General features: G+C 72.6%; 21 protein-coding genes. 12 read left to right on the top strand and 9 right to left on the bottom strand.

Annotated elements, in window-relative coordinates:
- Positions 1-129 precede the first annotated feature (129 nt).
- Complete coding sequence (locus tag ABD714_RS08105) at positions 130-2,109, top strand: GTP-binding protein (protein WP_344811808.1); 1,980 nt, start codon at positions 130-132, stop codon at positions 2,107-2,109.
- A 61-nt stretch (positions 2,110-2,170) separates the two neighbouring features.
- Here the strand turns inward: ABD714_RS08105 and ABD714_RS08100 are convergent, their stop codons facing one another.
- Positions 2,171-4,189: an ArnT family glycosyltransferase gene (locus tag ABD714_RS08100; protein ID WP_344811807.1), complete on the bottom strand. Its 2,019-nt coding sequence runs from the start codon at positions 4,187-4,189 to the stop codon at positions 2,171-2,173.
- Positions 4,190-4,299: 110 nt separating this feature from the next.
- On the opposite strand from ABD714_RS08100, the gene ABD714_RS08095 reads away from it, so the two are divergent.
- From ABD714_RS08095 to ABD714_RS08085, 3 genes are all read left to right on the top strand, one after another.
- Positions 4,300-4,758: a hypothetical protein gene (locus tag ABD714_RS08095; protein WP_344811806.1), complete on the top strand. Its 459-nt coding sequence runs from the start codon at positions 4,300-4,302 to the stop codon at positions 4,756-4,758.
- A gap of 87 nt (positions 4,759-4,845) precedes the next feature.
- Positions 4,846-7,425, top strand: a complete 2,580-nt coding sequence (locus tag ABD714_RS08090; RefSeq protein WP_344811805.1) for a PEP/pyruvate-binding domain-containing protein — start codon at positions 4,846-4,848, stop codon at positions 7,423-7,425.
- On the top strand, positions 7,422-8,027 hold the full coding sequence (locus ABD714_RS08085) for a DNA-3-methyladenine glycosylase (protein ID WP_344812251.1): 606 nt from the start codon (positions 7,422-7,424) through the stop codon (positions 8,025-8,027). The genes ABD714_RS08090 and ABD714_RS08085 overlap by 4 nt, the downstream gene beginning before the upstream one ends.
- Positions 8,028-8,108: 81 nt before the next feature.
- Here ABD714_RS08085 and ABD714_RS08080 read toward each other — a convergent pair whose 3' ends face one another.
- A complete protein-coding gene (locus tag ABD714_RS08080; RefSeq protein WP_344811804.1) occupies positions 8,109-9,413 on the bottom strand; it encodes an MFS transporter in 1,305 nt (434 codons plus the stop codon).
- 93 nt (positions 9,414-9,506) lie between these two features.
- Positions 9,507-10,865, bottom strand: coding sequence for a mercuric reductase (locus tag ABD714_RS08075; RefSeq protein WP_344811803.1), 1,359 nt, complete (start codon positions 10,863-10,865; stop codon positions 9,507-9,509).
- A gap of 141 nt (positions 10,866-11,006) precedes the next feature.
- Here ABD714_RS08075 and ABD714_RS08070 point away from each other — a divergent pair, with 141 nt between their 5' ends.
- The 3 genes from ABD714_RS08070 (at position 11,007) to ABD714_RS08060 (ending at position 13,006) form a co-directional block, all read left to right on the top strand.
- Positions 11,007-11,990: a VldE C-terminal domain-containing protein gene (locus ABD714_RS08070; protein WP_344811802.1), complete on the top strand. Its 984-nt coding sequence runs from the start codon at positions 11,007-11,009 to the stop codon at positions 11,988-11,990.
- 80 nt (positions 11,991-12,070) lie between these two features.
- On the top strand, positions 12,071-12,529 hold the full coding sequence (locus tag ABD714_RS08065; RefSeq protein WP_344811801.1) for a hypothetical protein: 459 nt from the start codon (positions 12,071-12,073) through the stop codon (positions 12,527-12,529).
- 327 nt (positions 12,530-12,856) lie between these two features.
- Positions 12,857-13,006, top strand: a complete 150-nt coding sequence (locus tag ABD714_RS08060; RefSeq protein ID WP_344811800.1) for a hypothetical protein — start codon at positions 12,857-12,859, stop codon at positions 13,004-13,006.
- 172 nt (positions 13,007-13,178) lie between these two features.
- Here ABD714_RS08060 and ABD714_RS08055 read toward each other — a convergent pair whose 3' ends face one another.
- The 5 genes from ABD714_RS08055 to ABD714_RS08035 all read right to left on the bottom strand — a co-directional run bounded on the left by ABD714_RS08055 (position 13,179) and on the right by ABD714_RS08035 (position 17,052).
- Positions 13,179-13,817 carry a nucleoside/nucleotide kinase family protein gene (locus ABD714_RS08055; protein WP_344811799.1) on the bottom strand — a complete coding sequence of 213 codons (639 nt, stop codon included), beginning with the start codon at positions 13,815-13,817 and terminating at the stop codon, positions 13,179-13,181.
- A 5-nt stretch (positions 13,818-13,822) separates the two neighbouring features.
- Positions 13,823-14,179 (bottom strand): PRC-barrel domain-containing protein, encoded by a 357-nt coding sequence (locus ABD714_RS08050; RefSeq protein WP_344811798.1) that lies wholly within the window; start codon positions 14,177-14,179, stop codon positions 13,823-13,825.
- A gap of 54 nt (positions 14,180-14,233) precedes the next feature.
- Positions 14,234-14,971, bottom strand: coding sequence for a M50 family metallopeptidase (locus tag ABD714_RS08045; RefSeq protein WP_344811797.1), 738 nt, complete (start codon positions 14,969-14,971; stop codon positions 14,234-14,236).
- Positions 14,972-15,026: 55 nt separating this feature from the next.
- A complete protein-coding gene (locus ABD714_RS08040; RefSeq protein ID WP_344811796.1) occupies positions 15,027-15,341 on the bottom strand; it encodes a S1 domain-containing protein in 315 nt (104 codons plus the stop codon).
- A 193-nt stretch (positions 15,342-15,534) separates the two neighbouring features.
- Positions 15,535-17,052 (bottom strand): deoxyguanosinetriphosphate triphosphohydrolase family protein, encoded by a 1,518-nt coding sequence (locus ABD714_RS08035; protein ID WP_344811795.1) that lies wholly within the window; start codon positions 17,050-17,052, stop codon positions 15,535-15,537.
- Between the two features lie 426 nt (positions 17,053-17,478).
- On the opposite strand from ABD714_RS08035, the gene ABD714_RS08030 reads away from it, so the two are divergent.
- The 4 genes from ABD714_RS08030 to ABD714_RS08015 all read left to right on the top strand — a co-directional run bounded on the left by ABD714_RS08030 (position 17,479) and on the right by ABD714_RS08015 (position 22,479).
- Positions 17,479-18,642: an MFS transporter gene (locus ABD714_RS08030; protein ID WP_344811794.1), complete on the top strand. Its 1,164-nt coding sequence runs from the start codon at positions 17,479-17,481 to the stop codon at positions 18,640-18,642.
- Positions 18,643-18,727: 85 nt separating this feature from the next.
- The gene (gene pgi, locus ABD714_RS08025) at positions 18,728-20,401 is read left to right on the top strand and encodes a glucose-6-phosphate isomerase (RefSeq protein WP_344811793.1); all 1,674 of its coding nucleotides are present in this window, start codon (positions 18,728-18,730) and stop codon (positions 20,399-20,401) included.
- 43 nt (positions 20,402-20,444) lie between these two features.
- Positions 20,445-21,362 carry a phosphotriesterase family protein gene (locus tag ABD714_RS08020; protein WP_344811792.1) on the top strand — a complete coding sequence of 306 codons (918 nt, stop codon included), beginning with the start codon at positions 20,445-20,447 and terminating at the stop codon, positions 21,360-21,362.
- 118 nt (positions 21,363-21,480) lie between these two features.
- Positions 21,481-22,479 carry a Gfo/Idh/MocA family protein gene (locus ABD714_RS08015; RefSeq protein ID WP_344811791.1) on the top strand — a complete coding sequence of 333 codons (999 nt, stop codon included), beginning with the start codon at positions 21,481-21,483 and terminating at the stop codon, positions 22,477-22,479.
- Between the two features lie 21 nt (positions 22,480-22,500).
- Here ABD714_RS08015 and ABD714_RS08010 read toward each other — a convergent pair whose 3' ends face one another.
- Entirely contained in the window at positions 22,501-23,250 is a 750-nt protein-coding gene (locus ABD714_RS08010; protein WP_344811790.1) for a hypothetical protein, read from the bottom strand.
- A gap of 94 nt (positions 23,251-23,344) precedes the next feature.
- Here ABD714_RS08010 and ABD714_RS08005 point away from each other — a divergent pair, with 94 nt between their 5' ends.
- Positions 23,345-24,310, top strand: coding sequence for a phosphotransferase family protein (locus tag ABD714_RS08005; protein ID WP_344811789.1), 966 nt, complete (start codon positions 23,345-23,347; stop codon positions 24,308-24,310).
- Positions 24,311-24,348: the final 38 nt, after the last annotated feature.

The following is a 24,348-nucleotide window of genomic DNA, read 5'->3' as shown; positions in this document are numbered from 1 at the left end:
TTGTCCGGCGTGGGCCCGCGGTGATTCACTCGCCCTGATCGACCGACCACCCGCCCAGAGAGGAAACCCGAGTGCGAGCAGCGCGCATGACCCGACCGACCACCATCGATCTCGAGGACATGACGCCCGTTGCCCACCCTGAACCTCGGCGTCGTCGCGCACGTCGACGCCGGTAAGACCTCACTCACCGAACAGCTTCTCTTCCACACCGGGGTCATCGACCGACCCGGTCGGGTCGACGACGGCACGACCCAAACCGACGGGCTGGCCCTCGAGCGCGCCCGCGGGATCACCATCCGCGCCGCCGTCGCGTCGTTCAGGCTGCACGACCTCGTGGTCAACCTGATCGACACCCCCGGCCACCCCGACTTCATCGCGGAGGTGGAGCGCTCGCTGGCCGTGCTGGACGGGGCCGTCCTGGTGGTCTCGGCAACTGCCGGGGTGCAGGCCCAGACCCGGGTCCTGTTCCGCGCGCTCCGCCGGCTGGGACTGCCGGTGATCATCTTCGTCAACAAGATCGACATCTCCCGGCGCGACCCCGAGGAGGTGGTCGACCAGCTCCGCCGTCGGCTGGTCGCCCCGCTGGTGGTCCTGCAGCAGGTCCGGGAGCTGGGCGAGCCCTCGGCTTCGGTCGCGCCGGCCGACCCGTACGGGTGGCTGGATGCCCTGGCGGACAACGATCCTGAGCTGTTGCGCGGTTACGTCGACGACCCGACCAGCGTGGCGGCCGAAGACCTGCGCACGAGTCTGCGACGGGCGGCCCGGTCCGGCGCCGTGGTGCCGGTGGTGTTCGGCTCGGCCGTCACCGGGACCGGGGTCCCCGAGCTGGTGCGGGTCCTGCCCGAGCTGCTCCCCCTCACGACGGACCGGTCGGACGGACCGCTCTCCGGCACGGTGTTCAAGATCACCACCGAGGGTGGCACCAAGATCAGCCACCTCCGCCTGACGAGTGGCCGACTGCACCTGCGGGAGCGGCTGAGGACGCCGGCCGGTCGGCGCGGCGGCAAGATCACCGGCATCGAGGTGTACGACGGCGGCCCGCCCAGGCCGGCCGAGAGCCTGGAGGCGGGCCAGATCGGACGGGTCCGCGGGCCGTCCGAGCTGCGCATCGGCGACCCGATCGGGGTGCCGGACCAGCGGCGCCGGTGGACGTTCGACCGACCCAGTCTGGAGACCGTGATCACCGCCGAGCCGGCGGGAGAGGCAGGCGCGCTGTTCGCGGCGCTGACCGAGCTCGCCGCCGAGGACCCGCTGATCGGGGTGCGTCGGCAGGGCGAGGAGCTGCGGGTGTCCCTCTTCGGTGAGGTCCAGAAAGAGGTGATCGAGGCGACCCTGGCCAGCGCTTACGGACTTCGGGTCGGCTTCGCTCCGACCACGGTGGTCTGCGTCGAGCGCGTTCGCGGGGTCGGCGAGGCCGTGGAGATCCTCCACGACGACGCCAACCCGTTCCTCGCCGGCGTCGGTCTGCGGGTGGAGCCGGCGCCGCCCGGCTCCGGCACCAGCTACCGGGTGGCCGGCGACCGGCTGGGCACCATGCCGCCCGCCTTCTTCCGGGCGGTGGCCGAGACGGTGCCGGAGGCGCTGGCCCACGGGCCGAGTGGCTGGCCCGTCCCCGATTGCGTGGTGACGCTGGTCGCGACGGGCTACGCGCCGCGGCAGAGTCACGCCCACGCGACCTTCGACAAGTCCATGTCCAGCACGGCCGGCGACTTCCGGCACCTCACACCGCTCGTGCTGGCCGAGGCGCTGACGGCAGCCGGGACGGTGGTCTGCGAACCGATCCAGCGGGTCCGGCTGGAGATCCCGGAGGACACGGTGCCGACGGTGCTCTCGGCGGTCGTGGCCGCCGACGGGGTGCCGACCGCCCCGACCCGGGCCGGCGACCTGGTCGAGCTGGAGGCGCTGGTCCCCGCGCGGACCCTGCACGCGCTGACCCAGCAGCTCCCCGGGCTGACCCGGGGCGAGGGCGTGGTCGAGTCGGCCTTCGACCACCACGCCCCCGCACGCGCCGCCGAGGCGTTGCGGGGTCCTCGTCCCGACCCGGACCCCTACCGGCGACGCGCCTACCTGCTGGCCCGAGCCGGCGCTCGCCACGCCCACCGGGTCTGAGCAGCGCCGGCGGCCCTACCGGAACCGGACCCGGGGGCGACACGAACCGGACCGGGTGGGATCACGACGACGTCAGGTCGTAGACCGTGGCCCCGCCCACGGTGGTCGCGGGGTAGGTGGCTTCGACCCAGGTGGTGATCTGCGTAGCCGCCGAGTCGCTGCCGCCGCCCCGGCCGCCCCCGCCACGTCCTCCGTCGGAGGCGATGAGGTAGCTGAGGTCCCCGGCCTCCACGTACGCCTGGAACTGCGCCAGCGTGGGGGCGTCGTCGCTGCCGCCCCAGCCGCCGATCGCCATCACGGCGGTGTCGGTGGCGAGGATGTAGCCCGCGGCGCTCTGGCTGCCGATCACCGCTGCCGACCAGCGGGTGTCGGTGGCGTTCAGCAGGTCGACCAGCTGGGTGCTGGTGGTGCTCTGCCCGACGGCCCGACCGCCCGCCGGGGCGCCACCCGTCGGGGCGCCGGCTCCGGCCGGGTTCGCCGCGCCGTCGGTGGGTCGCCGGCCCGGACCGCCGGGGGAGACCTGGTCCGCTCCGGCCACGACCGGGCCGGAGGTCGGGATCGACCCGGTGTGACCGGTGGCGGCGGTGGCGAGCGTCCAGGCGGCCGCACCCCCCGAGGCGCCGAGGGCGCCGACCAGCAGCCCGGCGACCGCGAGCGTCCGCAGCCGGGCCGTCGACAGGGCCAGCAGCAGTGCACCCAGCACACCCGCCCCCAGCATCAGCCAGCGCCCCCAGCCGAGCCAGCCGTCGGCGTCCCGGCCCATCAGGTAGGTGCCCCAGCCGGCCGTGATGGCGATCATGACGGCCAGCGTCAGCCGCGCCGGCAGGGAGCGGCGTCGACGCCACAGCGCGACCCCCGCGCTGCCGACCAGACCACCGAGGGCGGGGGCGAGGACGACGGCGTAGTAGGGGTGGATCGTCCCGTCCATGAAGGAGAAGACGCCGGCTGAGACGACCAGCCAACCGCCCCAGAGGATCGCCGAGGCGCGCAGCGTGTCACCCCTCGGGGCCCGCCAGGTGATCACCAGCAGGGCGACCAGTCCCAGCAGCGCGGCCGGCAGGAACCAGGAGATCTCGCCGCCGAACGCCGTGTTGACCATCCGCAGCACACCGGCCCCGCCGCCGAAGCCGGTGTTGGCGCGGCCCATGCCCCCACCGGCGAGGCCGGCGCCACCCGGGGCTCCGCCGCCCGCACCCGAGCCGCCCAGCAGCCGACCCAGGCCGTTGTAGCCCAGCGCCAGCTCCCACAGCGAGTTGTTCTCCGAGCCGCCGATGTAGGGACGGGCGGCCGCCGGCCAGAGCGCGACCAGGGCGACGAACCAGCCCGCCGAGATGACCAGGGAGACGAAGGCGGCGGCCAGGTGGAGCAGGCGGGTCCGCAGCCGGACCGGCGACGCCACCAGGTACACCAGCCCGAGTGCGGGCAGCACCAGGAAGGCCTCGCCCATCTTGGTCAGGAAGCCGAAGCCGATCGCGGCGCCGGCCACCACCATCCAGGCCGCTGCCGAGTGGGCGGACCGGGCCGCCAGGCCGCGGCCCGCGTCCACGGCCCGCACGACGGCGTACGCGCTGAGCGTCATCACGAAGACCAGCAGCGCATCGGGGTTGTTGAAGCGGAACATCAGCGCGGCCACCGGCGTCAGCATCACCACGGCCCCGGCGACCAGGCCCGCGGCGTCGCCGGCCCACCGGCGTGCGGTCGCCCAGGTCAACGCCACGGTGCCGACCCCGAGCAGTGCCTGCGGCAGCAGCATGGAGAAGGAGGAGTACCCGAACAACCGGGCCGACAGCACCATCAGCCACAACGCGCCCGGCGGCTTGTCCACGGTGATCGCGTTGGCGGCGTCCAGGGAGCCGAAGATCCACGCGGTGACGGACTCGGTGCCGGACTTCACCGCGGCGGCGTAGAAGGAGTTGGCGTCGCCGCTGCTGGTCAGGTCGGTCAGGTACAGCGCGGCGGTGGCCGCCAGCAGCACGACCACACCGACGACCGGCCAGCGTCGTGGCCGCCCGGAGGTGGCCGGGGCGACGCCGTCCGGGGTCGGGGTGACCGGGGCGGGAGCGGGCAGGGTGGAGACCATGGCCTCAGCGTGCGGCGACGCCCTGTGCCCGGCACCCGCGGAGGCTGTGGGGGATCTGTGACGTCCGGCCGGGTCCGGAGCGTGAGCTCGTCACGGGCGAGAATGCCGCCATGAGTGGACCTCTGCTGCCCGAACCGTACGGGCCCTCCGGCCGGGAGCCGTCGGCCGCCGAGCTGGCCACCGCCACCGACCCCCGGTTGGGGATCGCGTACGCGGTCAACGTCCGCAACGAGGGCGGTGGCGAGAACTCGGTCGCGCAGGTGATCGTGACCTACCGGGTCCACCGGCTGGCTCCCGGCGGGGGGACCCTGCCCGCGCTGCAGGTGGAGATGCGTGGCCGGCGGCTGCAGGGGATGGTGGCCGACGGTGACCTGATCCAGGCGCCGACACCGCTGCCGCCGACCGGGTTGGTCCAGCTCGAGTCGGTGACCAACCTGACCACTGGCTCGCCGGTGGTCCTGGCCCCGGCCCGGACGTCGGGCTGCGCCGTGGCGTCCCTGGTCGCGGTGCTGGCTTTCGCGGTGATCTTCATCGTGTTCATCGTCGTCGCGTTCCTCACGACCTCTTAGCGGTCGGCTGCCGGTCGGAGCCGGATCCGCCGGCCAGACCGCCGGCCCTAGGGTGAGTCCATCCGCCGTGGAGGAGGAGCTCGACCCGTGACCGTGACCGTGCACACCAGCTACATCCACCCGCTCCGTGAGCCGGGCGGCGAGGTGGCTCTGCTGGGCGGCAAGGGCGCCTCGCTGGTACGCCTCACCGAAGCCGGCTTCCCCGTGCCGGACGGGTTCTGCCTGACCACCGACGCGTACGCCGCCTTCGTGGCCGGCAACGGTCTCGGTCCGGTGATCGGCCAGCTGACCCGGCGCCTCGACCCGCAGGACGCGGCGGCGCTGGAGCGGGTGTCGAGCATCATCACCACCGGCTTCGAGGCCGGCGACGTGCCTTCCAGCGTGGTCAACCAGCTCCGGGAAGGCTATGCGGGGCTGGGCTTCGGGCGGGTCGCGGTGCGCTCGTCGGCGACGGCGGAGGACCTGCCCAGCGGCTCGTTCGCCGGTCAGCAGGAGAGCTTCCTCGACATCGGCGACATCGGCGCCCTGGTCGACGCCGTCCGGGGCTGCTGGGCCTCCGCCTGGTCACCGCGAGCCCTGGCCTACCGCGCCCGGCAGGGTGTGACCGCCGACGTCTCCGTCGCCGTCGTGGTGCAGCGGATGATCAACGCACAGGCGTCGGGCGTCATGTTCACCGTCGACCCGGTCACCGGACTGGACAGTGCCCTCACCATCAACGCGGCGTGGGGACTCGGGGAAGCGGTGGTGGGCGGGGACGTCACCCCGGACACGGTGGTCGTCGACCGGCGCTCCGGGCGGGTGACCAAGCAGCGGACCGCGGCCAAGACGGTGATGACGGTGCGCACGGCCGGTGGCACCGCGCTGGCGCCGGTGCCGGAGAAGCTGCGGCACCGGTCCAGCCTGCCCAAGACCCAGGCCGTCCGCCTCGCCCGGCTCGGTCGCCGGATCGAGGCGCTCTTCCAGCAGCCGATGGACATCGAGTGGTGTCGGGTCGAGGACGAGCTGTTCATCCTGCAGGCCCGCCCCGTGACGACCGGGCGCCGGGGTGACCCCTGGAACGACAGCTACCGGGGCGACTTCCTGTGGACCAACACCAACGTCGGCGAGGCGATCCCCGATGTGATGACCCCGGCGAGCTGGTCGATGGTGCAGGTGTTCCTGTCCGACGCGATGGCGACCGCCTCCATCCCGCCGTACGTCGGGTACGGCCGGATCGCCGGCCACATCTACCTCAACGTCAGCGTGATGAAGGCGCTCAGCGGGATCGTCGGCGTCAACGAGCGGAGCTTCCGGACGCTGACCGAGGAGGTGTTCGGGCACCTGCCCGACGACGTCGAGATCCCGCCGGTGCCGGCCCGGTGGTCCAGGGTGGTCACGTCGGTCGTCCCGGTGGCGCTGCACGTGCTGTCCGAGGCCCGGCGCGACGTCCGCCGGCTCGACAGCTATCTCGCCGCCCACCCGGAGCTGTGCGCCCGTCGGCGTACGGAGATCGCCGGCACCGACGACCCTCGGAAGCTGGCCGGGCTGTGGTCGGCCACGCTCGAACCCGAGTTCCACAAGGCCAGCCTGATGCTGTCCGCGGCGACGCGGAGCAGCGGCGCCTCCTTCGTCACCACCCGCAAGCGGCTGCTCGAGATGGTCGGACCGGCCGGGGCGAACGCGGTCACCGCCGGGCTCAGCGGTGCCGGTCGGCTCGCCAGCCTGGATCTGCTGGAGGGACTGGACCTGCTGGACGCCGGTGCCATCGACGAGGCCACCTTCAACCAGCGCTACGGCCACCGGGGACCGCACGAGTTCGAGATCTCGTTGCCGCGCTCGGGGGAGGACCCCACGTGGTTGGCCCGGCAGCGCGCCGAGCGCAGTCCCGACATCGCCGCCGGGCTGGCGACGCGGCAGCGCCAGCAGGCGCAGATCCGCGAGCTCGCCTGGATCCGGCTGAACCACCGCTTCCCGGTGCAGGCCTGGCTGCTGCGCCGCCAGGTCGACCAGTGGGGCCGGATCGCCCGCAACCGCGAGCTGGCGCGGAGCGAGGTCATCCGCTACTTCTGGGTGCTGCGGGCGTTCGCCGTGCGGGCGGGCGAGCTGACGGGCCTGGGCGACGACATCTTCTTCCTCGACCTGACCGAGATCCTGGAGGCGCTCGGCGGCGACGTGCTGGACCGCGGAGAGATCGCCCACCGGCGCCGGGTGCACGCCGAGTACGCCGCCCTGCCCCCGCTGCCGGGTCTGGTCCGCGGCCGGTTCGACCCCTTCGCCTGGGCGAAGGACCCGAGCGCCCGCGTGGACCCGCGGACGGTCACCGCCCACGACGCCGCGGCGGGGGCCGACCCGGTGGGCGTCGCCGCGTCCGTCTCGGGGTTCCCCGGCTCGGCCGGGCTGGTCGAGGGCACCGCCCGCGTCATCCTGGACCCCGCCGACGGCGCCCGGTTGCAGCCCGGCGACGTGCTCGTCACCAACGTCACCAACGTCGGCTGGACCCCGCTGTTCCCGCGGGCCGCGGCCGTGGTCACCGACGTGGGGGCACCGTTGTCCCACGCCGCCATCGTGGCCAGGGAGCTCGGCATCCCCGCGGTAGTGGGCTGTGGCCGCGCGACCGAGGTGATCGCCGACGGCGACACGGTGCGGGTGGACGGCTCCGCGGGACTCGTCCAGGTGCTGCGGCCCTGACCGCACCGCGGGAGCGTCTGGCCGGCGTCGTCGAGGAGGTCGCGCCCATCCTGCTGGGTGCGACGATCAGCCGCGCCGGGGTCACCGTGCGGGTCACCGAGGTGGAGGCGTACGCCGGCGAGCGGGACCCGGCCTCGCACGCCTTCCGTGGCCGCACCCCCCGCAACGCCGTGATGTTCGGTCCGCCCGGGCACCTGTACGTCTACTTCACCTACGGCATGCACCACTGCGGCAACGTGGTCTGCGGTCCCGAGGGCATGGCGTCGGGTGCGCTGCTGCGGTCCGGCGAGGTGGTGGACGGGCTCGAGGTGGCGCGCCGACGGCGCGGTGAGCGGGTGCGCGACCGGGATCTGGCCCGCGGTCCCGGCCGGTTGGGTCAGGCGCTCGGGCTCACCCTGGCCGACAGCGGTGCCGATCTGCTCGGGGCGGGTCCGGCCCGGCTGGTGCTGGGCGCGTACCCGGTCGGCGCTGTCGCGACCGGGCCACGGGTCGGGGTCAGCCGGGCGGCCGACGTGCCCTGGCGGTTCTGGATCCGCGACGACCAGTACGTCTCGAGCTACCAGCGCAGCCCGCGGGCAGAGCGGCGGAGTGCGGAGAAGTGACCCCGACCGGGACGCCGACCGGCGTGTCGCGGCCTTCCGTGCCGCCCGATCGGGGAGAGAAATCCGCGCCGACAGGCCGCGTCAGCCATCGGTGTTCGCCGGCGTGGCGGCCAGGCGCTCGGCGGCCGCCCGCCAGTGGGTCTGGCTGGCCAGTGCGATGCCGGCGGCCAGCGCGGCGCCCGCCGCCGCACCACCGAAGGAGGCGGTCAGGCCCCAGCCGTCGATGAGGAAGCCGGCGATCGCGGTGCCCGCGGCGCCGCCGGTGGTGGTGGCTGCGGACAGCAGGGCCTGCGCCTCGTTGAGTCGGTGCGCCGGGGCCAGGTGGTCCAGCAGCGACTGCTGCATGATCAACGTGGGGGCGATGGTGCAGCCGGTCAGGAAGAGCAGCGGGAACAGCAGCCACAGCGGTGAGGCCGGGAACGAGACCAGCGCGGCCATGGCGATCAGGAACGCCGCGAACAGCGCGAGCAGGACCGCGACCGCCCGCCGTTCGTCGAGACGCCAGTGCCGCGCCCCGAAGGCCAGCCCGCCGACGGTGCTCCCGCCGGCGATGGCGGCGAACAGCAGGCCGACCTTGTCGGTGCTGCCCAGCCGCTCGCCGGCGGTGGCCGCCATCGACGTGTCCAGCTGGCCGAAGCCGATGCTCAGCGCGAGCATGACGGCGAGCACGGCGGCCACGCCGGGGGCGGTGACGGCGGAGCGTCGTCCGCCGTGCTCGGGATGGGGCCGACCGAGCTCGGGTGCCCCGGGCCGCCAGCGTCGCGCGGCATCGGTCCGGCAGTAGGCGAGACCGCCACCGGCCATGAATCCCGCCGTGGCCAGCAGCGGCGCCACCGGCGGGGTCAGCGCCAGCAGCACCGACAGCAGCAGCGGACCGCCCACGAAGAGCAGCTCCACCGACGTGGCGTCCAGGGCGAACGCGACCCGGCGGGCGGCGGGGTCGGGGAGGATGATCCGGTACGCCGAGCGGATCGCCGGGCTGATCGGCGGGTAGGTCAGGCCGGCGGCCGTCGAGCAGACCAGCAGCACCCAGGTGGGCGCCCCGGCGACCGTGCTCAGGGCCAGGGCGGCCAGCAGACCGGCACTGCCCAGCGAGGTCGGGAGCAGGATCGGCACCTGTCCGAAGCGGTCCATCAGCCGGCCCCACAGGGGCGTGCCGGCTGCCGAGCCGAGGGCGTACGCGCCGGTGACCAGTCCCGCGATCGCGTACGCGCCACGGGAGTGCTCGATCAGCAGCAGGATGCCCAGTGGGGCCATCGAGATGGGCAGCCGGGCGATGAAGGCGGCCAGGAACGGCCGCCCGGCGGGCCCGTGCCGCAGCAGCCGGAGGTAGGACCCCAGACCGTCGCCCAGATCGGGCCCGGCGGTTCCCTCCGTTCGCTGCACCCGCCGACACTAGCCGGGCCGTCGACGCCCAGGCCTTCGGTCCAGCCCCGGGCCGTCACGTCCAGCGGGGGGCGTTTAGTCCAGCGGCAGCGTTCAGTCCAGCGGGGTGAGGGACCCCAGGATGGAGGGCAGGAACTCCGCGACCGTCGGGTGGATCGGCAGCGCGTCCCGGACCGTCGGGTAGCCGATCCCCGCCTGGATGGCCAGGCCGATGATCTGCACCACGTCATCGGCCTGCAACCCGAGGATGGTCGCGCCCAGGATCTCCTCGGTGTCGCCGTCCACCAGCACCCGCATCAGCCCGGCGGTCTCGCCCTCCAGCTGCGCGCGGCTGACCGAGGACATCGGCACCTCCGCCTTGAGCACCCGCCGCCCCGAGGCCCGGGCCTCGGTCAGACCCATCCCGACCCGACCGAGCGGCGGGTCGGTGAACATCGCGTACGTCGTCACCCGGTCCGTCACGGTCCGCGGCGGGCTGAGCAGGATCTGGCTGTCCTGGTAGGCCGTGTGGGTGAACGCCCCGTGGCCGTTGACGTCACCCAGCGCCCAGACACCGGGCAGGGAGGTCTCGAAACGCGGTCCGATGGTCACGAAGCCGCGCTCGTCGGTCTCGAGCCCGTGGTCGGCTCCGAGCAGGTCGAGGTTGGAGTGCCGCCCGGTGGCCACCAGCAGGTGCGAGCCGACCACCGGCTCGCTCCCGTCGCTGAGCTCGACCCGGAGGCCGTCGTCGGTCCGGGAGACCCGCTGCGGGCGGGTGTTGCGGATCGACACCCCCTCCCCGGTCAGGACCTCGGTCAGGGCGTCGACCACGTCGGGGTCCTCGCGGCCGGCGATGCCGCTGCCGGCCAGGATGGTCACCTCGGCGCCGAACCGGCGGAACATCTGACCGAACTCCAGGCCGATGTACCCGCCGCCGACCACCACGAGGTGGCGGGGGAGCTCGGTGAGCTGGAGCAGCTCGACCTCGGTGAGGTGGTCGACCGCGTCCAGCCCGTCGATCCCGGGCACGGCTGCGCGTCCGCCGACGTCGAGGTAGACCTTGCCGGTGCTGTGGGTCTGGCCGCCGACCGTGACCTGGTGGGCCCGGCCGGCCGGGTCGCCGACCAGGGTGGCGGTGCCGCTGACCAGGTCCAGGCCGTCGACCCCGTCCAGCCAGTCGCGCAGGCCCTGGCGCATGCCGTCGATCATGGTGTGCACCCGCTGGATGGCGGCCGGGAAGTCGACAGTCACCTCGCCGGTGTGCACCCCGTACTCGCTCGCCCGGCGGGCCTGGTGGGCGATCACGGCACTGGCCCGCAGCGCCTTGGTCGGGCGGCAGCCGTGGTTCAGGCAGGTGCCGCCCACCTGCTCCATCTCGACCAGCAGGGTGCGCTGTCCGTCGCCCGCGAGGGCCGCGGCCACACCGGGTCCGGCCTGACCGGCTCCGATGACGATGGCGTCGTACTCAGTCATGTCCGCTCCAGGGAGGTGAAGGCGAGGGCTCCGGGGTCATCAACCTACTGCTGTGACACAGATCTCTCGATTTGAGTCCTCACGGTGACCTGTGTTTCCCTTGCACGTCTTTTGGTAACGAATTGATCTCGGAGGATCCCCGTGCGCGTACGACCCCGTCGGGCCAAGCCGGCACCGACCGCCGTTCGCGTGGGGCGGGTGGCCGCTCCTGCCCTCGCTGTCGGCGCGCTGATCACCACCGCCGCCGTCACCGCCTGGCCCAGCACCTCCCTGCAGGCCGTGCCGCTGGACGACGTGCGCCCGTCGGCGGTCGCCTCCGCCCCGGCCCCCGCGAACGCCGCCGCGCGGGCGGCGCAGGCCGCCCGGAGCAATCGCAGCGAGGTCCGGCCGTCGTTGTCGGCCGGGGACGAGAAGGCCGCCATGGTCGAGTCCGCCCGCGAGCGCGCCATCGAGATCGCTGCCGACGAGGCCAAGGCGGCCGAGAAGGCGGCCAAGGCCGCCGCGAAGAAGGAAGCCGCGCGCAAGGCGGCCGAGCTCGCCGACAGCGTGATCGGCTCGCGGTACACCACCTCCGCGGTGAAGCTGCGGACGACGCCGAGCAAGAAGGCGAAGTCCGTCGAGATCATCGGCGAGGCGAAGAAGATCAAGGTCACCGAGACGGTCCGCAAGGGTTACCGCCAGGTGGTCGTAGACGGCAAGGCCCGCTGGGTGACCGACGACTACCTGAGCAAGAAGAAGCCGTCCGCCGAGGAGACCGCGGGCATCTCCGACGCCTCGTGCGGCAAGAGCAGCGGCATCGAGTCGGGTCTGGTGAGCAACGGCGTCAAGGCCTACCGGGCCATGTGCGCGGCCTTCCCGCAGGTCAGCTCGTTCGGCGGCCGGCGCTCGAGCAACGACTTCCACGGCAGCGGGCAGGCCATCGACGCGATGATCTCCGACTCCAAGGCCGGCTGGCGGTTGGCCAACTGGGTCCGGGCCAACGCCTCGCGGCTCGGGGTCAGCGAGGTCATCTACTCCCAGAAGATCTGGACCGTGCAGCGTTCCGGTGAGGGCTGGCGCGGCATGTCGGACCGCGGGTCCTCGACCGCGAACCACTACGACCACGTGCACGTCTCGGTCTACTGACCCCACCCCCGCCCCGCCGTCGGGGGGGTTGACCGCGACACGCCCTTGTGAAGGCCTTGAGGCCCACCTAGTGTGCTGGTATGGCGGACGCGTACCAGGTGGTCCTCGGCATGATTGCCGTGTCGATCATCGTGCTCGTCCCGATCGGCTTCGTGGTCGCCTACGACGCCCTGGCCGGGCGTTGGGACACCCAGCTCAAGGCGCTCAAGGACCGGGCCGCTGACGGTGCCGAGCGCCGCCGCAACCTCCGCGCGCTGCGTCAGCAGCAGGGTGCGCCCCTGGAGCGGCTGGTCAACGACCTGCGGCGACTCCGGCAGGCCGTGGCCACCGACGAGCACCGGTCCGCCGCCCACCAGCTCGGCAACCGACTCGCGTACGACCGCGTGCTGATGCAGATCTGCACGATGCTCGACATCGAGCACGAGCTCGACACCGAGGTGTCCGGCATCGACCGCGACATCGAACGCTTCCGGGTGGAAGCCGACCTCGAGCGCGCCGGGGTCGCCCTGACCGACCGCCGCTACGGTCAGGCCGCCTGACCCTCGCCGGTCTCCGCGCTGCCGCAGCACGTCGCGGCAGCCGCGCCCTGGTGCGGACGCACCCTCCGCTCACCCGTTCCGCGCCAGCTGCACCCTCTCGCGGCAGGTGCACCGGCAGTAGCGGGTGCAGGTCCGGCTGAGGGGTGCGGCTACGCGCGTACGCGACGTCGGTCGACCTCGGTGGGGCTCTCGCGCCAAGCGTCCGGCCCGATGTGGGCGAGATCTCGGGACTGGAATAGATCCAGGAAAGCCGCGGTTGTTACTATTGATTCGAAACCGAAGGTTTCGAACACCAAGTAGTTCCCACCACCTGAAGGAATGATCACCATGTCGTTCGTGTCCTCGCTCCGCTCGCGCAGCCAGGTCCGTCGCAACCGTCGGGCCCTCGAGCGGGCCGTCGCCGATGCCCCCACCCCGTCGATGCGCGACGAGATCCTGCTCGCCGCTCAGCGGTCAGGCATCAGCACGCGCTTCTGAGTCGCAGCCGGCTCCAGTCGCCGGCGCCGTACGCACTATCGAGCTCCCGTCAAGGACGACGGGGGCTCTTGTCGTCTCCGGCGTCCAGCCGGTCGGGTTGTCCGACCGCCGACGGCTTCCCGTCGGCGTACGCACGCAGGAGGGTGGGGCGCAGCGACGAGACCTCAAGCGATCAGTCGGTCCCGGACACCAGCAGGTCGGCCCGGGATCGGGTGTCCTCGATCAGCCGGGCGTTGGTCTCGTCCACCCCGCTCACCCAGGCGGTCGCCTCCTCCGGACTCCGTCCGTGCCGGGTGTGCCGGTCCACCAGCCGCAGCAGACGCTCCTCGGCCGGGGTGACGCAGAACCACGACTCGTCCAGCAGGGACGGAACCCGGTCCCACGGCTCGTCGTCGACCAGCAGGTAGTTCCCCTCCACCACCACCAGCGCGGTGCCGGCCGCGATCGCGATCTCGCCGGCCACGGGCTCGTCCACCACGCGACGGAAGCTGGGCGCGTACACGTCGTGGTCGGTCTCGTCCCGGACCCGGCGCAGCAGCCCGAGGAAGCCCCACCCGTCGAAGGTGTCCGGTGCGCCCTTGCGATCCCGGCGGCCCAGCCGCTCCAACGCGGCGTTGGCCAGGTGGAAGCCGTCCATCGGCAGGTGCGCGGCCGTCCCGGCCCCGTGCTCGGCGTTCAGCCGTTCGACCAGCGCCACCGCGAGCGTGGTCTTGCCCGCGCCGGGACTGCCGGTGATCCCGAGGACGGCCCGACGACCGGGTCGGACCAGCGCAGCGGCACGGACGGTCAGCCGGTCCAGACCGGCCAGCACCTCGTTCAGCGTCGACCGAGCCGGCGCTCGCCGTTCGCGCCGACCTGGTAGTCGAGGCCGTAGTGACCGTAGATCCCGGGCTCTTCGGCCGCCTCCAGCTCGCCGTCGGTGCCGATCGAAGGGGCGTCCTTGGCGGTCTTCTTGTCCACGATCACGCGCAGGTGCCCCGGCGAGACCCGTGCGCCGGCCAGCGGCACGAAGACCAACCGGCCGCCACCGGGCAGCCCGACCTTCACGGTGGCGAACGACGGCTCCTCGGTGGCGGTGTCGAAGTAGACAGCCTCCAGCTTGCCGATCTTGCCTCCGTCCTTGTCCACCACGGGCAGACCGCGCCAATCGCGGATGTCATCGACGTCGAACATGGCCACTCACTTCCTGTCCGGCGCCACCGAGGTCCAGCGGCGCCGTGCCGTCAGTCAAGCAGACCAGGAGAAGCCCGCCACCACCGACGGCAGCAGGACGAAGACCCCCACGGCCAGACCGGCGACGTTGGCCAGCAGGAAGAGGAGCTCCCAGAGCAGGGCGGGCACCCGGGTCAGTCGGGTCAGCTGGTCGACGTCCGAGCCGCGCGCCTGCCCTCTCCTTCGTTGCCGCATCAGCTCCAGCACCGGTTTCGGCGCGGCCAGCAGCAGCACCCAGGTGAGCAGGTACGCCAGCAGCGACACGGTCGTGCCCGCCAGGTACCAGCTGGCCAGGCCCGCACCCGCGGCGCAGACCAGCAGCACCAGCAACCCGTACGCGTTCCGGATCTGGAGGAGCATCAGGGACAACCAGCCGACGGCCAACCAGAGCAGGGCGAGGCTGTGGCCGGCGGCCAGCAGCAGCGCCGAGGCCAGACCGGCGACCGCCGGAGCGAGGTAGCCGGCGGCGAGCATGGCCACCATCCCCGGACCGGTCGGACGGCCGCGGGAGAGCGTCACCCCGGAGGTGTCGGCGTGCAGCCGGATCCCCCTCAGGCGGCGACCGGTGAGCACCGCCACCAGCGCGTGGCCGCCCTCGTGGCTGATGGTCACCAGGTGCCGGGTGAGTGACCAGGCCCGGGGGAGCAGCACCAGTGCGAGCGCGACCAGGGCGACGGCCACCACCACGGCCGGCTCCGGCGCGGGCTGGGTGGCGGTCGCCCGTTCCCAGATCTGGCTCAGGACCTCGCGCACACGGGCTCAACGCGTGCGCACGCCGGCTCGTTCCTGCGGAGCGGATCGAGCCGAGCTACGAGCGGCTGGACACGTGCACCAGGGTGGCCTCGAAGCGCCCGTCGGTCGCGGTGACCTGGACGATCACCCGGTCGCCGACCTTCACCTTCTCGTACGCCGAGCCGCGGATCACGCCGCTGCGCCCGTGAGCGTCGAGCAGCACCAGCAGCGGCTGGACCCGGGTGACCGTGCAGCTGACGAGGTCGCCCGCGACGAAGGAGGACGAGGTCACGATGCCCTGGGGGAGCGCCGTCGGTGATGCCAGCAGGTCGGTCGGGGACGAGCCGGCGGTCAGCGCCGGGGCGGTGGCGACCGGCGGGGCCGTGGTCATGGGCGGGGCAGGCTCGGCCCCCGCGCCGGTGGAGGGCGCGGCGCCCCCGCACGCCCCGAGCGCGAGGGACAGACCGAGGACGGAGGCGGCGATTGCGCCTCGACGAGCAGCAGACATGGAAGGCCCCCTTCACCACCCAGGGTGGCGGCCCCGGGGCCCAGGCGTCTGTAGACCTAGGTCCCGTCGGAGCGGGTCAGACCCCTGTGGTCCACAGCAGCTCGCGCGCCCCACCGAGCCGGTTGGCGAAGGCGACGGCCTGCTGGTCGGTCAGGTTGCTGACGAAGTCGGCGATACCCCGGCCCCGACCCATCCGGGCCAGCTCGGCGGAGGAGGTGGCACCGGCGAACCAGTCGGGGTGGTCGACGGTGACCCGTTCGTAGCCCTCGGTGGCGATCCGGACCAGGTCGAGCAGCCGTCGGGGCGCCTTCGGGGCGTCGAGCCGATCGGACAGCCAGTCGTCGAACCCGGTGACCAGCGCCTCGATGGCCCGGGCCTGACCGCGCTGGAACATGGCCAGATCCGGCCGGTCGAGGATGAAGTACTGGTGGACGAACTTCAGCACCGACACCTCGTGCCACGAGTCGGGGGACAGTGTGACGTACGCCGACCGCACCGGCGGGTCGCTCTGCAGCTCCACCGAGGCGATGAAGTGGTCGATCCAGCGGGAGACGAAGCCGGAGATGGCCCGGTCCGCCATCATCGACCCGTCGTACGGGGCCGCGAGCACCCCGTCGACGAACTCGTCGCCGATGATGGCGACCGCGTCCGCGAACGTCTCCTCGTCGAAGATCCAGGCGTCCTTGTCGATCAGCCGGCGGCGCAGCTGCTCGAGCCCGGCGCCGGGCCAGCGGCCCATCAGGGCCAGCTCGGAGTCGCCCATCGAGGCGAGCGCCCGGCGCTCGCCCACCCAGGACCGGAACTCCCCGGAGACGGGGGAGAACTGCAGCACGCCGGACCGGTGGAAGTCCTCCACGTCGTGCAGCGAGTACGCGATGTCGTCGGCCAGATCCATGATCGAGCACTCCAGCGTCTGCCGACCCGGCGGCAGGTCCGGGAAGGCCGACAGGGCGGCCAGCATCTCGTCCAGGTCCACGGTGTAGGCGGAGAACTTGCCCGATCCGGGTCCGGACTGCCCGAAGCCGGCCCCGCGAGGGGGGTCCGGCCAGCCCGACGGGTGGGGATCGGGCACCACGAACCGGCCCCAGGGGTACTTCAGCACCGCCGCCCGGCTGGCCGCCGTCAGGTTGAGCCCCTCGTCGCCGGGCCCGTGCACCTCCAGCTCGGTCAGGATCCGGAACGTCTGGGCGTTGCCCTCGAACCCGTCGGACAGCCCGAACCGGTCCCGCAGCAGCTGGTCGAGCACCCGCTCACCGAGGTGACCGAACGGCGGGTGCCCGAGGTCGTGCGCGTTGGCGGCCGCCTGCACCACGACGTGGTCCAGGCCCCCGAGATCGCGCAGCACGTCCCGGTCGGAGATCCGCAGCAGCCGCACAGCGACCGCCCGGGCCACCGCGGTGACCTTGATGGAGTGGGTCAGCCGGTTGTGCACCACACCGCCGGTGGCGCCGGCCGGGATGACCTGGGTGACCTCGGCCAGCCGGGAGAACGACTGCGCGAAGCGGATCCGCTCGAGATCGGTCCGGAACTCCGACTCGCCGCCGGCGTACGGTGTCCCGGCCTCGGGCTGCGCGCGCTGCAACCGTGCGTCCATGGCGCCCCAGCCTAGAGGTGGGCGCCGGCCGCTCGCCCGGCTCGGGTCGGGAGGGGGGCCGGTGTTCCGTGCACTGACAGGTCCTGGTTCAGTGAGGCGGCTTCTCCTACGGTCGTGGTCGTGGAGCTGCCACTCGATGGAGAGGACCTCCCGGCCAGCCGCCGCGCCAGGGTCGTCACCGGAGGCAGCTGCTGACCGCCCGGGCGGCCGGCGCTCCGACCAGCTCGCCTCGACACCACCGACAGACCTCGCCGCACCCCTGATCCCACCCACCCGACCACCCGAGAGCGGCCCCCAGCGCCGCTCTCCCGCGAGAGAGCCCTTGATGTCCCACGTCTCGATGACGTCCCACGTCTCGACCCTGACCCTGCACGACAGCGTCACGCCGGCGCGACCTGTCGCCCTCCTCCCCGTCGAGGACCTCTCGTGAACCGTCTGCTGGTGCCCTCGTCGGCGCTGCTGTGGGGACTGCAGATCGCCTTTCTCAGTCCGGCCCTGGCCCTGATACTGGTCAACCTCTACGGCGCCACGACCGCCGACGTGGGGTGGGTCCTCGCCGTCTACAACGCCAGTGGTTTCGCCGCCTCCCTGCTGATCCCCGCCTACGCCGACAAGAAGCAGGACTACCTCGGCCCCATGCTGGTGTGCGGAGCGCTGACGGTGGTGCTGGTGGTGGCACTCGGTGTCGTGACCACCCTGCCGCTGGCGACGGTGGCGCTCGTCGTGATCGGTGGCCCGGCCGGCGTCGGGAGCTCGATGCTGTTCGCCCACCTCCGGCATTCCGGCGCCCGACCGGCCGACATCGTCAACACCCGCGCCATCGTCTCCGTCGCCTGGGTCGCAGGTCCTCCGCTGGCCACCCTGATCATCGGCTGGTTCGGCAACCGCGCCATCCTGCTCGCCATCGCCGCCGTCGCCGTCCTGAACATCGCCAGCACCACGGCCCTGATGAGACACCGACAGCGACTGGCCCGAGCCTCCGGCGGACCCCCTGCGGCGCCGGTCCACGACGGCCCCGACGTCGGCCGCCTGGCGGTGGTGCTCATCACCGCCGCCTTCGTCCTGCTGCAGGCCGCCAACGCCACGGGGATGACGATGCTGACGATCTACGTCACCGAGACGGTGGGTCTCGACGTGCTGTGGGCCGGCATCGCGCTCGGGGTGGCCGCCGCCCTCGAGGTCCCGGCGTTGATCTTGATCGGGCGACTCACCGAGCGGTTCTCCAGCTTCGGCCTGATCGCCACCGGGTGCCTCGCCGGCATCGGCTACTACGTCGGTCTCGCCTTCGTCCACGAACCCGTCGCGCTCATCGCTCTGCAGCCCCTCAACGCCTGGTGCTTCGCCGGGATCGGTGGCGTCGGGCTGACCCTCTTCCAGCAGATCATCCCGAGACCCGGGCTCTCCACCGGCCTCTACCTGAACACCCGACGCATCGGCTCCATCGTCTCCGGTCCCATGATCGCCTTCGGTTCCCTCACCGCGCTCGGCCAGCGAGGGATCTTCCTCACCTGCGGCGCCGTGACCCTCCTCGGGCTGCTCACCATCGCCGTGGCCAGTCAGACCCGCTCCCGCGGGACGACGGCCGACTGACGGCAGGCGCGTCGACCGACCGACCAGGAAGCCAGGGTCGAGACCACCCAGAGCGTCCGTACGGGTGCTCGCTAGGGTCGACCGCATGAGCGCACCCGTCGACGCCACCACCACCGCCGCCTGGCGCAGCCTGACCACGCTGAAGGCCGGGCTCGAGCCCGATCTCCGCGGCTGGTTCGCCGCCGACCCGGCCCGGGCCGAGGCGTTCACGCTGACCGCCGGCGACCTGCACGTGGACCTGTCCAAGAACCTGATCGACGACGCCGTGCTGACCGCCCTGGTGGACCTGGCCGAGCAGGTCGGTCTGGCCGAGCGACGGGACGCCATGTTCGCGGGCGAGAAGATCAACGTCACCGAGGGCCGTGCGGTGCTCCACACCGCTCTGCGGGACCCCGCGGGGGCCGAGGTGCTGGTGGACGGCACCAACGTGGTCCCCGAGGTGCACGAGGTGCTGGAGAAGGTCTACGGCTTCGCCGACCGGGTGCGCAACGGGGAGTGGAAGGGCGTCACCGGGAAGCCGATCGCCACCGTGGTCAACATCGGCATCGGCGGGTCCGACCTCGGGCCGGTGATGGTCTACGAGGCCCTGCAGCCGTACGTGCAGAAGGGACTGACCGCGCGGTTCGTCTCCAACATCGACCCCACCGACGTCGCCCTGAAGACCGCCGACCTCGACCCCGAGACCACGCTGTTCATCGTCGCCTCCAAGACGTTCACGACGCTGGAGACGTTGACCAACGCCCGGCTGGCCCGCTCCTGGCTGCTGCACGCGCTGAAGCGGTCCGGAGCGATCGGCGACGCGGACAGCGACGAGTCGGAGGCGATCGCCAAGCACTTCGTGGCTGTCTCCACCGCGCTGGACAAGGTCGCCGACTTCGGCATCGACCCGGCCAACGCGTTCGGCTTCTGGGACTGGGTGGGCGGTCGCTACTCGGTGGACTCCGCCATCGGCACGTCGCTGGTGGTGGCCCTGGGCCGGGACAGCTTCGCGGACTTCCTGGCCGGCTTCCACACCATCGACCGGCACTTCGCCGAGACCCCGATCGGGTCCAACGTGCCGGCGCTGATGGGGCTGCTGAACGTCTGGTACCGCAACTTCTTCGGCGCCGCCACGCACGCCGTGCTCCCGTACGCGCAGCTGCTGCACCGCTTCCCCGCCTACCTGCAGCAGCTGACCATGGAGTCGAACGGCAAGAGCGTGCGCTGGGACGGGAGCCCGGTCACCACCGACACCGGCGAGGTGTTCTGGGGGGAGCCCGGCACCAACGGCCAGCACGCGTTCTACCAGCTGATCCACCAGGGCACCCAGCTGATCCCGGCCGACTTCATCGCCGTGGCCAAGCCGGCGTACCCGTTGGACGACGGGGGCACCGACGTGCACGAGCTGTTCCTGGCCAACTTCTTCGCCCAGACCGCGGCCCTGGCCTTCGGCAAGACCGCCGACGAGGTCCGCGCCGAGGGAACCGCTGAGGAGATCGTGCCGGCCCGGGTGTTCTCCGGGAACCGGCCGACCACGTCGATCATGGCCCCGGCGCTGACGCCGTCGGTGGTCGGGCAGCTGATCGCGCTCTACGAGCACATCACCTTCACCCAGGGCATCGTGTGGGGGATCGACAGCTTCGACCAGTGGGGGGTCGAGCTGGGCAAGCAGCTGGCCCTGAAGGTGACCCCGGCGGTGGGTGGCGACGAGACCGCCCTCGCCGAGCAGGACCCCTCCACCCAGGGTCTGATCCGCTACTACCGCGAGCAGCGGGGCTGAGCGGGTCGCACGGGGGCCCAGCGGGCTGGGCTACGGTCGTGCGGTGGCTTCCCTGATCACGACTCTCGGTCCTCGGACGGCGGCGGAGCTGGGGGCGATCCTGCCCCACGAGCACGTCTTCGTCGACCTGCGGACGTGGCAGCAGCCGGGTTTCGGCGAGGCCGACCCGGCCGAGGTCGTCGAGGTGATGGCGCCGTACCTCCGCGACGCCCAGCGGCAAGGGGTGACGGCGATCGTGGAGCCCGGAACGATCGGGGTCGGGCGCCGGGTCGACATCCTGCTGGCCGTCTCGCAGGCCACCGGGCTGCCGCTGGTGGCCCCGACCGGGGCCTATCGCGAGCAGTGGATCCCGCCGTTCGTCCGCGAGCGCAGCACCGAAGCACTCCGGGACCTGTTCGTCGCCGAGCTCACCGACGAGATCGAGGGCACCGGGGTCCGGGCCGGCTGGATCAAGATCGGCGCCTCCGACGACGGCATCACCGTTACCGAGGAGAAGGTGCTCCGGGCGGCGGTGGCCGCGTCGCTCGCGACCGGGGCGACGATCGGGAGCCACACCGTGAGCGGCGCGGTGGCTCGCGACCAGCTCGACATCATCGAGCGGGCCGGGGGCCGACCGGACCGGTTCGTCTGGATCCACGCTCACGTCGAGCCGGACCGCGCCCTCCACCTCGAGCTGGCCCGCCGCGGCTGCTGGGTCGAGCTCGACGGGATCGGGGACCCGGCCCAGGACCAGGACTTCATCGCCATGATCCGCGACCTGCTGGACGCCGGATTCGCCGAGTCCGTGCTGCTCAGCCAGGATCGCGGCTGGTTTGACCCCGCCCAGCCCCGCGGCGGCACGCCGTTGCCGTACACGGCCCTGTTCGACCGCTTCATCCCGCTGCTCGCCGAGCAGGATGTGGACGACGCCACGATCAGCACGCTGACCCGGCACAACCCCTTCCGCGCCTTCGCCCGGTAGCCATCCGCACGACGGCGTAGTTCCCTTCGTACCGGCATACTTCAGCAGGTCAGCGGGCGCCTCAGCCCGTTCGGACCGCTGCTGGTCTCGACGACATCGGCTCGAAGGGGAGGTTCCGATGAGCACCCAGGCCGGCCGGGTGATCAGGTGGGGCGTGATCGGCGTCGGGGACGTCGTCGAGCACAAGAGCGGGCGGGCGTTCCAGACCGTGCCCGGCTCCGCCCTGGTGGCGGTGATGCGCCGCGATGCCGAGCGGGCGGCGGACTTCGCCCGCCGGTTCGGCGTGCCGCGGTGGTACGCCGACGCCGACGAGCTGCTCGCCGACCCAGAGGTCGATGCGGTCTACGTGGCCACCCCGCCGGACAGCCACGCCTCCTACACCGCACGGGCCGCGGCGGCGGGGAAGCCCGTCTACGTGGAGAAGCCGATGGCCCGCACCGCCGGCGAGTGCGAGCAGATGATCTCCGACTGCACCCGAGCCGGAGTGCCGCTGTTCGTCGCCTACTACCGCCGCGCCATGCCCCGCTTCGCGACCGCAGTCGAGCTGGTCCGCTCCGGCCGGATCGGGGCAGTCCGCTCCGTTGTCGTCCGCCACCAGAGGCCGGCGGACCGCCCGAGCTCGTCCCTGCCCTGGCGGCTCGATCCCCAGATGTCGGGCGGCGGCCACTTCGTCGACCTCGCCTCGCACACGCTCGACTGGCTCGACTTCCTGCTCGGCCCGGTCACCGACGTCTCGGGTGCCGCGGCCGGGCCGGACGGACCCGTCGCGGAGACGCAGGTGGTGGCCCGGCTCAGCTTCGGTGACGTGCTGGGCGTCGGGCTCTGGGACTACGACGCGGCGGAGTCGTGCGACCTGATCGAGCTCGTCGGCGACGCCGGCACTCTCCAGCTGTCGACCTTCGGCACCGAGCCGCTGCGGCTGACGACCGCCCACGGCACGACGGAGATCCCCGGTGCGTATCCGCCCGTCGTCCAGGAGCCGTTGATCAGCAACGTGGTGGCCAGCCTGCGCGGGGAAGCGGATCCACTGAGCACCGGCGCGTCAGCCCTCCGCACGGCGCGGGTGATCGACTCGATCCTCGCTGAGCACCGACGGACCCATCACCTCGTGTTCTGAGGCTCCGACGGGTCGTCCTGCTCAGAGCTCGGGACCCTGGGAGCGCAGCTTGTCGACCTCGGACATGGCGTCCCGAAGACCGGAGAGCCAGGTCTCGGTGTGCTCGCCGACCAGGGTGACGGCCCAGGCCAGCGCCTCGGAGCGGGAGCGGGCCACGCCGGCGTCGACCAGGGTGTCGAGCACCTGGCGCTCGGGCTGCCGCAGCCGGGTCATCACCGGCACCGACAGGTGGGTGAAGAGCTCCCCGACCTCACCGGAGCGGGCGCCCCAGGAGACCTTGCGGCCGTAGCGGGCCTGCGCCTCCTCGGCGATCTGGATCCGGGTCTCGCGGGTCTCCTCCCGGAAGCGGGAGATCCGACCCTCGGCCTGAGCCCTGTCGGCGGCTTCGCCGGTCAACGTGCCGAACACCACGATCTCCTCGCGGTCCGCGCTCACCTCGACCGAGGAGAACCAGCCTTCCGGCAGCCGCCCCTCGAACCAGGACTGGGCGTCGTCGGCCGCCGGCAGGTCGGCGTTCTGCCAGCCGCCCGGTCGACCGAACCCGTGCCGGCCACCGCGCCCGCGGCCCCGTCCCTCGCCGCGCCGCTCGGCCCGTCCCTCACCGCGCGCTCCGCCGCGCCGGCCTTCGCCGCGGGGACCGCTGTCCTCGCCGGCACCGTCGGGGTCCATCCCGCGTCCGTGCGGGTGTCCCCCGAACTCCTCGCCGCCACGGAACCGGCGGCGTCCCCGAGGTCCGACCTCGGGCTGATCTGAGAATGCGTTCGTCTTCATGACGAGCACCCCTTTCTCTGTATGTGTGATTACAAGATTACACACAATAGCGATATATCGCAAGAAGGTCCGCGCGGTGGTTAGGGTGACGGCCATGGACGGTCCCGAAGCCCGGTTGACGGCTCTCCTCGACCAGCCCGGTCTCGATCTGCTCGGTCGACCCGAGCCGGTCACCTCGTACTCGAACGACACCTGGTACGTACGGTCGTCCTCGGCGGGAGAGGCCGTCCTCCGGATCTGCTGGATCGGGGATCGGGAGCGGATGCTGCGCGAGGCGGCGGTCGGCCGGGCGCTCCCGGCCGACGTGGGTTATCCCGAGGTGCTCGCGTCGGGCGCCGTGGCCATCGGTGGAGAGCCGGTCACCTGGATGCTCAGCCGCCGGCTGGTGGGCTGCTCGCTGCGGGCGGCGTGGCCCGGGCTCGACGAGTCCCGGCGGGAGCGGGCCCTGCACGAGGTGGCCCGCCCGCTCCGGGCCCTGCACGCGTGGCGCCCCCCGACGGAGGTCGCGGCGAGGCTGGGTCCGCCGCCGCCCAGCACCGATCCGCCGACGATCATCGGCCGGTCCATCCTCCCGCTGCCGTTCGACCGCGTACGCCACCTGGTCGTCCCGGCCACCGAGCGCGCCGGGATGCACCGGGACGTGGTCGAACGGGCCTGGAGCTGGTTGGTCGACCACGCCGATCTGCTGCCGCAGCTGGACGACCCGGCCGACGTGGTCACCCACGGTGACCTGCACCTGGACAACGTCTGGTGGGACGGCGACCGCGTCACCGGGCTGCTCGACCTGGAGTGGGTGAGGTGGGCGCCGGCGTGGACCGATCTGGTGCCCGCGCGGGACAACGCCCTGGCCGGTGACGAGTTCGCCGAGCCGCATGGTCGGCTGCTCGCCGCACTCCGCTCCGAGCTGCCGGGCCTCGAGGTGCCGGACCTCGAGCGGCGGTTGACCGCGGTGGAGGTGGCCTTCCAGCTCCGCCAGCTGCTGGTCTGGCCCGAACCCGGCCCCGAGCCCGCGGTCGACCATCCGCTCCGGCTGCTGCAGCGCCTGCTGGACGCGGTCTGAGGTGGAGGAGCGAGCCCGGGACGACGCGCCGGGTCGGC

This window comes from Microlunatus aurantiacus (assembly GCF_039536605.1).
Taxonomy (GTDB): domain Bacteria; phylum Actinomycetota; class Actinomycetes; order Propionibacteriales; family Propionibacteriaceae; genus Microlunatus; species Microlunatus aurantiacus.
Note: the sequence above shows the minus strand (reverse complement) of the source record. Positions and strands in the feature narration are given on the sequence as shown.

Coding starts and splice junctions, on each gene's coding strand:
- ABD714_RS08075 (WP_344811803.1), bottom strand. CDS start 10,865: ATGACTGAGTACGACGCCATCGTCATCGGAGCCGGTCAGGCCGGACCC.
- ABD714_RS08060 (WP_344811800.1), top strand. CDS start 12,857: ATGTCGTTCGTGTCCTCGCTCCGCTCGCGCAGCCAGGTCCGTCGCAAC.
- ABD714_RS08015 (WP_344811791.1), top strand. CDS start 21,481: ATGAGCACCCAGGCCGGCCGGGTGATCAGGTGGGGCGTGATCGGCGTC.
- ABD714_RS08095 (WP_344811806.1), top strand. CDS start 4,300: ATGAGTGGACCTCTGCTGCCCGAACCGTACGGGCCCTCCGGCCGGGAG.
- ABD714_RS08050 (WP_344811798.1), bottom strand. CDS start 14,179: ATGTTCGACGTCGATGACATCCGCGATTGGCGCGGTCTGCCCGTGGTG.
- ABD714_RS08005 (WP_344811789.1), top strand. CDS start 23,345: ATGGACGGTCCCGAAGCCCGGTTGACGGCTCTCCTCGACCAGCCCGGT.
- ABD714_RS08035 (WP_344811795.1), bottom strand. CDS start 17,052: ATGGACGCACGGTTGCAGCGCGCGCAGCCCGAGGCCGGGACACCGTAC.
- ABD714_RS08065 (WP_344811801.1), top strand. CDS start 12,071: ATGGCGGACGCGTACCAGGTGGTCCTCGGCATGATTGCCGTGTCGATC.
- ABD714_RS08010 (WP_344811790.1), bottom strand. CDS start 23,250: ATGAAGACGAACGCATTCTCAGATCAGCCCGAGGTCGGACCTCGGGGA.
- ABD714_RS08040 (WP_344811796.1), bottom strand. CDS start 15,341: ATGACCACGGCCCCGCCGGTCGCCACCGCCCCGGCGCTGACCGCCGGC.
- pgi (WP_344811793.1), top strand. CDS start 18,728: ATGAGCGCACCCGTCGACGCCACCACCACCGCCGCCTGGCGCAGCCTG.
- ABD714_RS08100 (WP_344811807.1), bottom strand. CDS start 4,189: ATGGTCTCCACCCTGCCCGCTCCCGCCCCGGTCACCCCGACCCCGGAC.